We start from the raw sequence: 13,620 nt of genomic DNA on the forward strand, positions 1-13,620 counted from the left end.
ATTATGAGATTTTGAGGATCGCGTCTATGCCACGCTCGCCATTGATTACCCCGGACGCCGTCGATCGCGCAGCCCAAGCGCTGGTCGCCCGCGGCCAGCCCGTCACCAATCAGGCCATTCACGCCCTGCTGGGCGGCGGATCGATGTCCACGCTGGTGCCCTTGGTCCGCGCCTGGAAAGAAGCGCAGAAAGAGCGCGCCGAACTGGATACGATTGAAATCCCCGAGGAAGTGCTGGGGCATGCCCGCGATCTGGCGGGACGCATCTGGCGGGACGCGCTTGCAGAAGCGAGTGTCGCCTCGGACGCCCTGCGCCGCGAATACCGCGCCAGTCAGCAAAAAGCGGCAGAAACCCAATCCGAGCTGCTCGACACACTCAATCAGGCGGAAGTCCGGCATCAGGACCTGGAACGTGAAATCGCAGACTTGCGGTCACAGATCGATACGTTGCGCAGCGCCCATGACGCACAGGCGCTTGATCTGGCGCGGGCACAATCCACGATCGAGGCCCTAAAGGAAAAAGTCGCGATGCTGGAGGGAACCATCACCAAAGCCGAGGCCCGCGCAGAGCGCGCCGAAGAACGCCTTGCCCTTGTCGCGCAGGGGAATGCAGGGACATCACCACGTCGTCCCTGACCCTGCGGGCGCGCGATGGTGGGAGCTCTCCGGCGTCAGTGCGCCGCCAATCCGCGTGCGCAGGGAAATCACAAGGGTGGGACTAGAGCGCGCAGGCGCGGCGGTCACTTACCCTTACTTTGGAAAACCGCATCAAAGCGGAAGCTTCCCCTGTCGGGCGTCGCTCTCGGATTTACGTTGCGCGCGGCGCTTCTTTGCGGGCGGCGTCTGGTCTTCAACCATGGGCGTAATGCGCGCAAAGTGCCGGGCCCGGGCCTCCGCAGCAAGACTCTGAAAGTACTCATTCTGGTCAACGGGGATCCATACGTTCGCCCGAAAAAGCCCTTGTGCCTTTTTGCGCGCAACCGAGCGGCGGACGAATTCAGCGTGCTCCTCACGTTCAGCCCTGGTGCGACGACGTTTCGTCGGGGTAGTTTGTGGTGTGCGTTTCTTGGACATCGCGGCTCCTTCCTCGTCTTCCCTCACAGCGTCCGCGACCGCCGTGAAAGTACAAACAGCTGAATCTCCAACAAAGTGATCACGTCTGCGTGATAGCCGCAGCTGCATCGGCGCTCGGATCATCGCCCAGGTCAGCGCTGATCTGAGCGATGATCCAACCGGTGCGGGCGAAGATGTCGGCGCCCACCTCAGCGCTGAGGTCAATGCTTACTTCAGCGCTAAGACGAACATGTACGGTGGTAATCTCCCCGAATGTTCTGAGCGGCGCCGTGTACAGGGCGGTAAGCTGCCGAATATAGATGCGGCGGGAGTGTCTTGAGGTTTGGCCGAAGCGGCCATTCGAGGCCTCCGTCAGATGTGTTCTGCTCACTTCGTCGATGACCGTCGACTCAACCGTCCACGTTGCTTCCGCGGGCGGATGCCTCGCGGACGGTGTGGGCCAGCCGGGCGGCGGTGACCGGCTTGGAGAGTACCGCTGCGAATTCCGGCGCCGGCGCGTCGCCCAGCGTGTCAGGCCGAGCGGTGACCAGCACCACCGGGACCGGCGGCGAAAGTGTGCCGGCATGGCGGGCCAGCGCCCGGCCGTCCATGCCCTCCATGTGCAGATCGGTCACCAGCGCCGACCAGAGCCCGGGCGCCTCCGATAGTAATTCGGCCGCCTCCTCGGGGTCTGAGATGGCCACCGCTACCGCCCCGGCCGCCTCCAGCATGTCGGCCAGAACTTCCGCCACATCCACCAGATCGTCCACCACGAGTATGTGCAGATCGCGCAGCAGCTCGGCTGGGGCGACGGCGGCCCGCCGAGTCGTGGCTTTCCGCGCCCCCTGGCCTGCGTCGCCAGGCACCGCGGCCGGCCAGGCCACGGTCATGGTGGTTCCCCGGCCAGGCGTACTATCCACCCACAGCGCCGCGCGGTTGGTCTGCAGAATGGTAGAGACGATCAGCAACCCCAACCCGGTGCCTGCCTTGCCCTTGGTGGTGAAGTTGGGCCGGAACATCCGCGCGCGCACGTCGTCCGTGATGCCTGCGCCGGTGTCGTTGATGGAGAAGAGCGCCATGGGCACACCGGCTGGCGGTAGGAAGCCGGCATCGGGGGCGCGCGACGGCGGGGAGGTGCCGGGCGGCAAGGTGGCCAATGTCACCATCGCCGGTCGCTCCGGCGCGCCGGCATCGCAAGCATTGATGGCAAGGTTCACAATCACTTGGGCGACCTCGGTCGGGTTGGCCCATACCAGTGGTCCCGCCTCGGACAGTTCGACGCGCACGTTGTGCTCCGCGATCCGCCGCTGGCCCAGCAGATCCACCGCGTTCCGCAGCAGCTTGCCCAGATCCAGCGCCTCGCGCGGCAGCTCCGGGCGGATCAGCCCGCCCAGTCCTGCGATCAGGTCGCGTGCCATACCGACCGAGCGGCGAATGCGCCCCAGCCCGTCCAGCAGTCCTGCCTGTCCGGCAGCTTGCGGCTCCAGCATCTCAACCGTACCGGCGACCACTGCGATCAGGTTGTTGAGGTCATGCGCCACCCCCCCGGCGACCTGCGCCACAGTGTCTCGCTGCTGCGCACGCTGGAGATCCTCGCGCAGTTGTGCCTGCTCTTCCTGCGCCTGTGCTCGCGCAGTCATCTCGGCTGTGATGTCAAAACTTACGCCCGACAGGATCGTCGGCATGCCCTCTGAATCACGCTCACGGACACCTGCATGCACCTGCATCCAGTTCCAGCATCCGTCCTCCCAGTCTCGGCGACGGTACACAGCACTCCGCTTGTCCGACGCCCCTTGCCTCAGGGCTTCTAAGCCAGCTGTGACAGCCTGCGCATCCTCCGGATGCAGCGTCTCAAACCAAGCTGCAACCGTCATGTCGACGCCTTCGGTGCTGTATCTGTATCCGTGGGCAACTGCCCAGTATTCATCTAACTTCAGCATCCGAGTGCGCAGGTCTATATTCCAGGTGAACGCGCGCGACGCCTCCAGAACCGCTTTCAGGCGCGCCTCGGCCTCCTTGAGATCGTTGATGTCAACGAGGATGCCCTCCCAGATCACCGACCCGTCATCGAGTTCGCGCGGGATCGACTCGGCGCGGATCCACCGCGTTTCGCCATTCGCAACGATGCGGGCCTCGCCGGAAAAGGGCTGACGTCTGGCGAAAGCTTCGGCATTGATCTCCAGCCAGCGGGGGCGATCCTCGGGGTGAACGCGCGAAAAGCCGGTCATCAGGTCGCCCGCGGCCTCCTCGGGTGTCAGTTCCAGCATATGCAGGAACTGCTTGCTGACGAAGGCGAACTCGGCCAGCTCCGCATCCGGTCGCAGCACCATGGTATAGGCACCGGCGGGCATGTGCTCGGTCAGCGCGAAGGCTGTTTGCTCAAATGCGCGACGCTCCGCCTCCAGTGCCGCCTCGGCCACCCGTGTCGGCGTCAGGTCCTGAAATGTGACGAACACCAGATCGCCCTGTAGCGCAAAGCCGATCAGCACGTCACGCGGCCGGCCTGCCTTGTCGATGATTCGGTACTCCCGCGGTGGCGCGACCGTGCCCGTCGCCTGCCGCGTCGCGATCTGGTCCCACCAGCGGGACATCACCTCACGGCGATAGTCGGGGTCCGGATAGGCCCGCTCCGCCCAAGTCGCCACACTCGGCACATCCGCCAGCGTGTAACCAAAGGCGGTGGTGAAACTCGGATTCACGAAGCGCGCCGCAGTCCCCTCGCCCAACTCGTGTACCACCATAGGTACAGGCAGCGTACCGAGTAGCGCCCAGATATCCACATCTTGGCCAATGGAACCGTCGGGGTTAGCCACTGGCAGGTGCGTCTGTCCCGAAGGCGATTGGGTCATGATTTGGGCTTTCAATTTCGTTTGCAGCAAAATTAAATCATACTCCGGAGAAGGGAAATGGCGAAACTCTCTTTGGCTAACACTCCGAAGCATTCTCGATGGACTAAGGGGCAGCGCGAAGAAACGTGGACGCAAGTGTCCTTGCCTGTGCCCAAGCAAGAGCGACACCGGAGCCGAAACCCTCACCGAGACTGTGCGGGAGTGTAACACCATGTCGCGAGCCGCCAGCGCCCTTGGTGCAGAAACCCCGTTCGCAGATGCTATCGCACAATTTCAACCGTATGGCGGGGCCGTCAAACCATCAGCGCTCCACCTGATCGTTCGCTGCGACAAGAACGAATGGCCGCTTCAGGGAAAGTTGCACCACGGCATCTTGAACGGCTCGACCGGTCGCTATGGGCCGTTCGCGACACCATCCTATCATTTTGCTCCTGGAGACTGCGTGACCTCGGTAGAGCCAATAGTGGATGAGGTTCCCAGCAAGGGGCGGTGTCGACCTCTGATGCCCACGGGGCGTATCGGTGTTTCGCGCGCGGCCCCCAATTTGATATGGGCGCTATTCCGGAGAAGGCTCCGACCCCCTTGTCCTGCAAGTAACTGTTTTTGTTGTGTGTTCCGGGAGATCCGGGCGATCCGGTCATCCGGTGCGGCAATGTTGAAGACGCGCGCGCTGGCCGCGCTTTGGGCCATCCGATCCGGCCAGGTTCTGGGCCGATCTGGGCAGCGGTGTTTCCCAAGCCATTGATCATTAATCATGTTCCGGATGATCCGGATGTTCCGGGTGCTCAGTGCCCGCAAACCGGGGCTTGGCGCTGGGAGGGCAGTCAAGCCGCGGCCGTCCCAGCCACATCCGCAAATCGATCACGGACCACCCATGGGACCGCCGCCCTGTTCGAGGGGTCCGAGCAGCACCTTGTAACCCCGGCGGCCCCCCTGACCGGCCTGGCGGGGCAGTTTCCGCATCAGATCCCCGCCCCGGTCGGGCTCTAGCACTCCCAGCGCGATCAGGCGTCTTGCCGCGACCTCGGCGTCCTCGCCGAAGATGTTCGACCAGGTCGGGGCAGGGACGTGCAGGGCGCCTGCCTTGCACCAGGCGACGGGGGCACGTGCCCCGTCCACGATGTCGCCATGTGGGGCGACATCGAGGTCCCGGATCCGGTCGCGGGCGGCTTTCAGAAACAGGCGCAGGCGCTCCAGGCGGTCCTCATCCATCGCGCGGGCCTTCTGCTCCGGGCTCGGGCCCTGCGCGTTCAGCCACTTTTCATAAACGGCGTAGGCCGCCGCCCGGGCCGTGCCCGCGGGCCAGCCGGTGATGCCAGCCGCACTTGCGAGCTCTCCACCGGCCGCGATGAGCGCGAAGCGCTGGCGCACCCGCCCGTGGATCCCACCATGGGCATCGGGGCGGCGGGCCTCGACCAGCGCCTCGAAGGCCGCCATCTCGGCCTGCGCCTGCGCCGTGACGCTGTCAATGTCGGACAGGAGGTGGGCGACCATGGCTTTGCCGGCGACACCATGATCCTTGTTCGCAGCCGCAATCAGCGCGTCGCTCAGGCCCCGACCCGTCTTGTGGCCGTGCAACTCGTCATAAATTCCGTGCTTGTAGCCTTCGATTGGGATGTCGAGGATCCGGGCTTTCTGTCCGTCCTTGGCCTTGATCCCGGCTTCAAGCAGTTTTTCGACCACCGAAATCTCCCCGGTCGACAGGCCAAGGAGCTCCCAGTGGGCAATGTAGGCAAGGCCGCTGCCAGACAGGCTGAAGCGCCCCTTTCCCCGCCCGTGCGCGAGCATGTAAAGGGCATGGACAAAGTGCCGGGCATCGACCTCTCCCAGCTCGTCCGTCGGCAAGAAACGGCCGGTATGGGCCTCGGCGACCCGCTCAAGGGCAGAATCTGTTACGCGCCAGCTTTCGACATGGCGCGGCGACGTGAAGACGCTGGCGGCACAGAGGAGCGCGGTGCTCTTGCCCGTGCTGGAGTTGCCGTGAATATGCAGCAGGCCGGACGGCACCCCGAGCGGGCGCACCAAGGGGGCCGCCAAGGCGAGGCTGAGCCCGACGACCATCAAGGGATTGCCGGGGGCGTATTGCGCCACGCCGTGGCGCCAGCCCTCAAGGGTGCCGCGGATTGCATCATCAAGGCGGTCAGGTCCCTCGTAGATGATGTCTTCGGGCCCCAAGCTGCTTCCGTCCACGAACACATAGCTGCGGCCGTCCTCCTGCCAGCCGAGTCGACGGGTCAGGATCGCCCGGTGCGGTGGCTTCATTTGAGCGATCACGCCCGTCAGCAGTTTGCGGCGGGCCGGGTCGTGATGCACGTCGAAACCACGCGCGAGTAGCGCCGCGATGGCATGGTTGCCGGTGCCGATCTGTTTGCGCGGGATCAGGATGGTGCGCGTCTGCCGGTCCATGTCTTGGAATTCAAGCTGAAGGTGCCAGTCCAACTTGCCTAAGCGCCGCGCCAGGAGGGTGGGCCGCAGGTAGCCGCAGAGCCAGGTCTGGGTGGGGGTGCCGTCCTCCTGCACCTCGGTGTGGTAAAGGCCGTCGGCACGCAAGACTATTCCGGGCGGCAGTTTCTCCAGAAAGACGAGCTGCATGTCATGCTGGGTCATTTGAGTGTGGCTCCTTTTACGTTTTTGTCGTGCTAGATCATCTCAAGCCCCCATCTTCGGTAGGCCGATATTCGTCATATAGACTCGATTTTGCGAGTATGGGTGCGTGATTATGGAGTTTTCCACAAAAATATGAATAGACGCGCTGTTTCAGGTTTTGCCAGATAGTATCTTGAGTTTTTTTAATCATCTTGGAATAGATTTATTTGTAGAGTCTGGATCTATAAAAAACGGTAAAGAAGTATCAATTAAAATAAAGAAGCTAAATTATCACAGTGTGATAAACCCGGAATGGGTTTTCTGCGCATCGCTTGGTGCCTGCCTTTGGGTATCCGCACATGTCACCGCTGCCCGGCTGATGCGGGCGGGGAAGGCTGGGGGTCAAGGATGCGGACCATCACCTCCGCCGGGATTGCCAATCGCACTGGCCCTTTCGGGCTGTCCGAGGTGAGCCAGCCTGTCGCGGACATCGTCGCGATCTCCCGCCCCCCTTGACGCTTGGACTTGCCCAGCCGGTCAAAAACTGTCCCGCGTGGCAGGACAGCCCCTGCGACGATATCCGCGATCAAGCTGTCCGGGATGTCCGATGGTAAAGCTGTGCGCATCGCGGTGGTCAGCCGTTCGGGCATGTCTGGCGACGTGAGCGTCTTGAGGGTCCGGGCCACCTCCGTCGTCAGGGCGGCGAGCAGCTTTTCCGGGCCCACCTCCTGGTGGCTTGCTTGCGCCGATTCCGCAGGTGCGCCGTCCAGACTCTCGACGGCCAAAGCCAGCGACCAGGACAAAGGCCCGCCCACGCTATGCATCAGGGACTGCAAGAGAAACAGGTCGGCAACGAGGTCGATACCCGGGACCAGCGCGTCTCCCCGGCGCAGGGCGTGCCAGCGGTCCAGACCGACAAGCAGGCGGGCGAGGGGGGCCGTCTCGGCAGACCACGGTTGGGTATCTACCCGTGCTGTCTCCCGCTCGATCATCGCGGAACCGGCGGTGTCGATCAGCGTGCCGGGCCAGAGCCAGTCCAGCATCTTGTAGATGGTCGCCGCAGGCTTTGGAAAGGGGCACCCCTTGTCAGCGACCCGGCTGTCCCAGGCCCCGAGAAGATCTGCGATCCGATGGGTCGGCGCCCCGTCCAGGGTGGGCATATGCGCGCCGCGCCGGTCCTCGAACCGTGCGACATCCGTCTTGCGGACTGCGACCTGCAGCGCCTCTCGGAGGGCGCGAGGCAGGTGATCGAACTGCGCGTGAAGGACCCAGAGATCGGCCATCGTTTGGGCGGTCGGAGTCTCCAGTTGTCTACTAAGGTATTCAGACATCGGTCATGGCTTTCGCGGTTTCGTCTATTAAGTGTGGCCTCTGTTTGTCAGATCGCAAGCAAAAACGGACTCCGCCTGAATCAAAGATGTGGATAGAGACGGACAAGGGCTTCGTTAATTATGAAGATGTCAGAGTTAACCCATATCGCAGTATGGCCGATTGTGTTTGGGGTCGTGTGCCTTAAAATGGGATGCGAAATAAATTAACCGAACGCGTTCAGGCCTATTAATATCGTACATTTGGTTAGTCCTGACTGCGATGCCCTTTATTTTATGTCTCACCGGGGTGTGGTGCAATAAGCTGGCAATTCTGTGGAATTTCGACTTTGACACGACGTTCAATAACCATGGAAACCAGATTCAAAGTCTATGAACGACCGATGGTAACGGTTGAACCGCCCACTCCGGAGTTGGGGTGCCTGTCTGAGGGGGCGCACGTGCCGCCTGAGTGTTCGGCCATCGCAAGGGCGGGATCTGCCTGCCTGGCGTGTAGGCGTGACCTCGACCAAGGCCGATCTGCCCCGCAGCCAGCCGCGCTTCCTGACCCTGAAATGGGGTGCTCCTGGGGTTGCTTAAAGACGTACCGGAATGAACCTGCGATGGCCAACCTTGAGGGGGACGATCCACCTCCCAGTTCGGGGGGGGACGAGCGGCCAGGCGGCGGATCCGCCACAGACTTTGCGGCGCACCGCCAAGGGTCCAGTCAGAGGTTCGGCCATCTTGGAGAATCGCAGGACACCGCATACCCCTGTCCGGATGTTCCGAAGCCGACATCGGGCCTAAGCATGGTCGATTGCGAGAGCGGGCGTTTTAACGGTCTTGCGTCAGCCCCGGTTCCTTCCACATCCAGCCGAAGTCGTACCCGGCCATCGTGGCAGCCTCTGGCCGTGCGGTGCCGCTTTCCAGCAACCTTAGCCAGTTTGCGACCAGCTTCCGGCCCGCCGCCGTCTTGACGGCCTGTCGTGGGGTTTTGCCTTTCAGGACGGGAATGGGCTGGTCCAGAGTTTCGCGGTAATGGCGGTTCATATGGGCATGGATAACCTCGCGCGCGACCTCCGCTGGGATATCGTCAGGCGAGGTGGGGCCTTTGTGGCATGTGGAGCGTGGGCCTGTTCAAAGGTCTCGATCGCGGTCATGGCCACAACTGATTGGGCGTAAACCGCAGGTCCTTTTTGCGGCGCAGTTTCAATATGGTGCGCAGGCCACCCATCAACAATTCCACGACCGCAGGCGCGAAGCGCAGAAGCCCGCCGACAATGACATGGTGATCGCGCACCGGAAGAACCCGCACAGGAATGCGGTCGCCCGGTTTCAAGGTCTTGCTCGCGCTCTTCTCGCGTAAGTGACGGGGTCCGCGCCTGCCAACAGGTCGCGCAGGGCCATGCCTGCTCCCGGTGAGGGGGCCACGACTTCATGCAGGCTGACATGGGCATCGCGTAGGCCCAGCATCATATTGCTTTTGACCAGCACAGGCTCGCGCCACCCCCGGCGCTTGAGGTAGACATCCACTGCGTTCCCTTCCGGCTCCCAGTGCCGGGTCATGAAATCCTTGAACGCAGCGCCCCAGCAGGTCCAGGGCAATTGCGGCCCCAGCAGATATTCCAGATCGTCAAACTCCAGATCAAATTCCTCAAGAACGGGTCCGAAATGCTCATCCAGAACCGCGGCGAAAAAATCAGGCTACGGCCCTTCACGCTAGGTGTCAGCGATCAGTTTGGTCAGGTCATGCGAGAGTTTCATCGACAAATTCCGGACAAACGGAATGAGCAAAATTGGCAGGGTCCGGCCCGGCTGTCCACCGTTTGTCAAAGCCACGCGCGCGCGGCGGCTCCCTCTGTCTGCCCATCGATTAGACTAAACGCTGCACCCTGACTAAGCTACACTTACCCTGTGCTGAGGGGCGGGTCTGGTGGTAGGTGCGGCGGGTTGGAGGAGCGGGTCTGGTATATATCCCCATTCTACCATGCGGAGCTTCAGGTCGGGTATACGAACGCACCAGCGTCATCATCACCACCAACCTGAGCTTCGCCGAGTGGGCCACGGTCTTTGGGGACGCCAAAATGATCCGCGAACCCGCCCCTACGAATTGCTTCAAAATTGGACGCCGCCTTGGGTTGATCGCGACGGTCCTGGCGGTCACCCGGAGGTTAGAAAGTCGTTTTGGCAATCTTCAATATCACTCATGACATCATCATAAACCGTGTCGCAATTCATAACAGCGTGGTCCGCGCCAGTTACCTAGGGCGGGACATGATCGGTTGGTGGTTGGATTTGCCGGTTTTTCGACCTCTCACGGCGACGACATCTTGGATTTCTATTGGCCGAGGTGCCCAAGCTTCCTGCGACGCAAGGACTGCACTCCGATTATGACACGTCGTTCAATAACCACGGAAGCCAAACCAAGACTATTTGAACGACTGATAGCAAAAGTTGAACCGCCCACACCGGAGTTGGGGTGCCTGTCTGAGGGGTCGCACGTGCCGCCTGAATATTCGGCCATCGCAAGGGTGGGATCTGCGTGTCTGGCGTGCAGGCCTGACCCACAGGCAAGGCCGGTCCGCCACTTATCCGGACAGTTTTCCTGACCTTGAAATGGGGTGCTCCTGGGGTTGCTTGAGGATGGACTGGAATGAACGTGCGGCGGCCCAAATGAGGGGAGATTCACCTCCGAATTCGGCGGGGCGGACGAGGGGGCAGGCGGCGGATCCACCACAGACTTTGCCGTGCATCGTTAAGGGTCCGGTTAGAGGTTCGGCCGACCACTAAGTTTTGCCCACTCCCCACTTGGATTTTATGGGGATAAAGCCCTTCCATATCTAGCGAGTGCTGGAATGGGTTGCACTATTCATGCTAGCAAAGGCAATGCGTTCTTGAATTGTTCGATGAGGAAACGCTCGTGACCGTATCGCTTGCCTTGCAGCCTGCCTTCCTTGGCCTTTGTCCTCTGAGAGAGGCCGTAGAGAAGTTGGCGACTGACGGCGGTATCGAAGAGCGCGGGGCGATTTTCACCAAGCGCGAAGTGGTCGAGTTTATCCTCGATCTCACAGGCTACACCGAAGACGCGCCACTCACAGGCTACCGCCTGCTTGAGCCGTCCTTCGGTGACGGTCATTTCTTGCTTCCGGCTATCGACCGCCTGCTTGCCGCCGCAGCGCGATACGGCAAGCTGAGCTTCGAGGCGCTTGCGCCTGCGATCCGTGCTGTTGAACTCCATCGCAGCACCTTTACCGGCACTCGCGCTTTGCTGGCAAAGACCTTGGTGCAAAGCGGCTTGAGCCAACAGGATGCCGCCGGTCTATGTGATGTCTGGTTAGTGCAGGGCGATTTCCTGCTTTCTGACTTGCCCAAAGGGTTCACTCACGTCATCGGAAACCCGCCCTATGTGCGGCAGGAATCTATTCCCGACATCTTGATGGCCGAGTATCGCATGCGATTCAAAACCATCTATGACCGCGCCGATATATACGTCCCGTTCATTGAGCGCTCGCTTGAACTACTCGCGCAGGGCGGCAAGCTCGGCTTTATCTGCGCAGATCGCTGGATGAAGAACAAATACGGCAAGAAGCTCCGCGAGCTGGTCAGCAAGAATTATGCACTTACGACATACGTGAATATGTACGGTGTCGATGCCTTTCATGCAGAGGTGAGCGCCTATCCCGCGATCACCGTGATTCAGAAAGCCAGGGGCGGGAAGACGCGCGTATTCGCCCGTCCTGCCATTGACGCCGCATCCCTCAAATCTCTTGCAACCGAGCTTACGGCCCCTGCGCTTCTGAAAACGAGCGTAGTGCGCGAGATCGAAGACGTCACCGCAGGCGCAGAGCCTTGGGTGCTAGATTCCTTTGACGAGCTTGCCCTCGTGCGCCGCATCGAGGCGCAGTTTCCCGCGATTGAAGATGCAGGCTGCAAGGTCGGGATCGGCGTTGCGACAGGTGCGGACAAGGCGTTCATCGGAGACTTTGACAGCCTTTATGTTGAGCCCTCACGCAAGCTGCCGCTTGTGATGACTCGTGACATCCTAGAAGGCCATGTTGCGTGGCGCGGTAAGGGTATTGTTAACCCTTTTGGCGATGACGGCAAGCTGGTCGATCTTCACGAATTCCCGAAGCTTCGCGCCTACCTGGAAGAGCGCAAGGACCAGCTCTTAGGCCGCCACGTCGCAGAAAAAAATCCGCGTGCCTGGTATCGCACCATCGACCGCATCTACCCTGACCTGACCTATCGTCAGAAGCTGCTCATTCCGGACATCAAGGGGGATGCTTCCATCGTGTTCGAGGAAGGCAAGTTCTACCCGCACCACAATCTTTATTTCATCACATCCGATGAATGGGATGTTCACGCGCTCCAGGCCGTCATGCGTTCCGGCATCGCGCGTCTATTTGTGGCGCTTTACTGCACTCGGATGCGGGGCGGTTATCTGCGGTTCCAGGCACAATATCTGCGCAAGATCAGAATTCCGAAATGGTCTGACGTGAGCGCGGAGCTGCGCGACAAGCTCGCAAAGTACGCCCAAACAAACGACCGCCATTCTCTGAATGAAATTGTATCCGAACTTTACGGACTAAGCCTAGCCGAGTTGAAACTGATTGAACGGAATACTGGCGCATGAGTCTTGATCTTGCCAACTACGAAGCTGAGGCACGCGAAGCGGTAAAACTGTTCTGGGGGAACCGCGAAGCCGCGCTTGCAGGGCAGATCGAACCCGGAAATCAGGACACAGGCGCACGCGGAGCGGTCACAGCTGGCAAGAACATGGACGCCCTTCTCGCCATTGCCCAAACCTTGATTGAAGCTAATGGACGACCATGGCTTCAGTTGCTCGACAACCGACCGCGCGGCAGCGTCATCAGTTCGGCAACCCCGAGAAAGAGCTCCAGTCGATCATCATAGAGCTGGAACCGAAGCTGATACCCGATTAGCCGAGTTGGCACGGAGTAGAACACTTTGTGCAAGGAGAACCCCTCGCAAAACGTGACGCGCAGCTGGAATTATGTACGTGCCGTTTATGTCCCATTGATTCGGGGTCTTCCGCCAAGTCTTTATCGGGCTGATACATTTTCGAATGGTATTGTTGGAGGATGACATGGAGAGAAAAACCATGACTTACCCGCGCTTGTCAGGGCTTATCGAAATTCAGCTTTCCCGTGTATTTCCGCGCAAAGGACGTCCGATTACATCGCGCAGCTCATCAAGCTCGATGAAGTTATCCGCGTGTCGGCGCAACTCATCGCTGGCCATCGGCTTGTGTCCGCGAATTGTCGAGACAACAGATACTCGCACGCCCTGCCGTTGCAGACCCTCGACCAGAGGCCTGAAATCACCATCCCCTGAGAATAGAACGGCATGATCCATCCGCGGAGCAAGCTCCATTACATTGATGGTCAATTCGATATCCATGTTGCCTTTGATCTTCCGGCGCCCGTCGCTGTCAGTGTATTCTCTGGCAGTTTTTGCTATCAGACAATATCCATTGTAGCTCAGCCAGTCGACCAGTGGTCTGATCGGGGAAAACTCTTCATTTTCTACTATGGCTGCGTAATAAAATGCCCGCAACAACTTACCACGACGCATGAATTCCTGCCGTAACAGCTTGTAGTCAACGTCAAAATCGAGCGATCTGCTTGCCGCAAAAAGGTTTGCACCGTCAATAAAAAGCGCCAGGCGCTCATCTTTGTAGAACATTGAAAACCTCTTTTTATTAATCTGAACAGGCCTGAAATCCATGCTGCCGCGACAGCGCGTGGTAATAAGTACTAGAGCGGTGGTATACTTCCTATCAAGCTTAGACCACATGATCGCGTC

The 13,620-nt window shown here is 60.4% G+C and carries 10 protein-coding genes and 1 pseudogene; 4 read left to right on the forward strand and 7 right to left on the reverse strand.

Going from position 1 to position 13,620, the window contains the following annotated elements; all coding sequences use genetic code 11:
* Nucleotides 1-635: DNA-binding protein (locus tag BG455_RS10525; protein ID WP_071469968.1), on the forward strand; the 635-nt coding region annotated here is incomplete at its 5' end.
* Nucleotides 636-767: 132 nt separating this feature from the next.
* Here BG455_RS10525 and BG455_RS10530 read toward each other — a convergent pair.
* From BG455_RS10530 to BG455_RS10565, 6 genes are all read right to left on the reverse strand, one after another.
* Nucleotides 768-1,073, reverse strand: coding sequence for a hypothetical protein (locus BG455_RS10530; protein WP_071469969.1), 306 nt, complete (start codon nucleotides 1,071-1,073; stop codon nucleotides 768-770).
* Between the two features lie 389 nt (nucleotides 1,074-1,462).
* Nucleotides 1,463-3,901: a hybrid sensor histidine kinase/response regulator gene (locus BG455_RS10540; RefSeq protein WP_071469971.1), complete on the reverse strand. Its 2,439-nt coding sequence runs from the start codon at nucleotides 3,899-3,901 to the stop codon at nucleotides 1,463-1,465.
* An 861-nt stretch (nucleotides 3,902-4,762) separates the two neighbouring features.
* Nucleotides 4,763-6,508, reverse strand: coding sequence for a DUF927 domain-containing protein (locus BG455_RS10545; protein ID WP_071469972.1), 1,746 nt, complete (start codon nucleotides 6,506-6,508; stop codon nucleotides 4,763-4,765).
* Between the two features lie 341 nt (nucleotides 6,509-6,849).
* The gene (locus BG455_RS10550) at nucleotides 6,850-7,770 is read right to left on the reverse strand and encodes a hypothetical protein (protein WP_143079917.1); all 921 of its coding nucleotides are present in this window, start codon (nucleotides 7,768-7,770) and stop codon (nucleotides 6,850-6,852) included.
* Nucleotides 7,771-8,628: 858 nt separating this feature from the next.
* A complete protein-coding gene (locus tag BG455_RS10555) occupies nucleotides 8,629-8,844 on the reverse strand; it encodes a DUF2384 domain-containing protein (RefSeq protein ID WP_071469974.1) in 216 nt (71 codons plus the stop codon).
* Nucleotides 8,845-9,129: 285 nt separating this feature from the next.
* Nucleotides 9,130-9,360 carry a hypothetical protein gene (locus tag BG455_RS10565; protein ID WP_071469976.1) on the reverse strand — a complete coding sequence of 77 codons (231 nt, stop codon included), beginning with the start codon at nucleotides 9,358-9,360 and terminating at the stop codon, nucleotides 9,130-9,132.
* Nucleotides 9,361-9,740: 380 nt separating this feature from the next.
* Here BG455_RS10565 and BG455_RS17705 point away from each other — a divergent pair.
* The 3 genes and pseudogenes from BG455_RS17705 to BG455_RS17135 form a co-directional block, all read left to right on the forward strand.
* Nucleotides 9,741-9,881, forward strand: a pseudogene (locus tag BG455_RS17705) (ATP-binding protein); the annotation flags it as partial.
* 812 nt (nucleotides 9,882-10,693) lie between these two features.
* Nucleotides 10,694-12,427 carry an Eco57I restriction-modification methylase domain-containing protein gene (locus BG455_RS10575; protein ID WP_245735527.1) on the forward strand — a complete coding sequence of 578 codons (1,734 nt, stop codon included), beginning with the start codon at nucleotides 10,694-10,696 and terminating at the stop codon, nucleotides 12,425-12,427.
* Complete coding sequence (locus BG455_RS17135) at nucleotides 12,424-12,708, forward strand: PaeR7I family type II restriction endonuclease (RefSeq protein WP_143079918.1); 285 nt, start codon at nucleotides 12,424-12,426, stop codon at nucleotides 12,706-12,708. The genes BG455_RS10575 and BG455_RS17135 overlap by 4 nt, the downstream gene beginning before the upstream one ends.
* Before the next feature lie 243 nt (nucleotides 12,709-12,951).
* Here BG455_RS17135 and BG455_RS10580 read toward each other — a convergent pair whose 3' ends face one another.
* Nucleotides 12,952-13,500, reverse strand: a complete 549-nt coding sequence (locus tag BG455_RS10580) for a LabA-like NYN domain-containing protein (protein ID WP_071469979.1) — start codon at nucleotides 13,498-13,500, stop codon at nucleotides 12,952-12,954.
* Nucleotides 13,501-13,620: the final 120 nt, after the last annotated feature.

This window comes from Roseinatronobacter thiooxidans (assembly GCF_001870675.1).
GTDB classification, from domain to species: Bacteria; Pseudomonadota; Alphaproteobacteria; order Rhodobacterales; family Rhodobacteraceae; genus Roseinatronobacter; species Roseinatronobacter thiooxidans.

Excerpts from the sequence above, each read along its gene's own strand:
- BG455_RS17135 (WP_143079918.1), top strand. The coding sequence starts at position 12,424 with ATGAGTCTTGATCTTGCCAACTACGAAGCTGAGGCACGCGAAGCGGTA.
- BG455_RS10565 (WP_071469976.1), bottom strand. The coding sequence starts at position 9,360 with ATGACCCGGCACTGGGAGCCGGAAGGGAACGCAGTGGATGTCTACCTC.
- BG455_RS10555 (WP_071469974.1), bottom strand. The coding sequence starts at position 8,844 with ATGAACCGCCATTACCGCGAAACTCTGGACCAGCCCATTCCCGTCCTG.
- BG455_RS10540 (WP_071469971.1), bottom strand. The coding sequence starts at position 3,901 with ATGACCCAATCGCCTTCGGGACAGACGCACCTGCCAGTGGCTAACCCC.
- BG455_RS10580 (WP_071469979.1), bottom strand. The coding sequence starts at position 13,500 with ATGTTCTACAAAGATGAGCGCCTGGCGCTTTTTATTGACGGTGCAAAC.
- BG455_RS10545 (WP_071469972.1), bottom strand. The coding sequence starts at position 6,508 with ATGACCCAGCATGACATGCAGCTCGTCTTTCTGGAGAAACTGCCGCCC.
- BG455_RS10530 (WP_071469969.1), bottom strand. The coding sequence starts at position 1,073 with ATGTCCAAGAAACGCACACCACAAACTACCCCGACGAAACGTCGTCGC.
- BG455_RS10550 (WP_143079917.1), bottom strand. The coding sequence starts at position 7,770 with ATGGCCGATCTCTGGGTCCTTCACGCGCAGTTCGATCACCTGCCTCGC.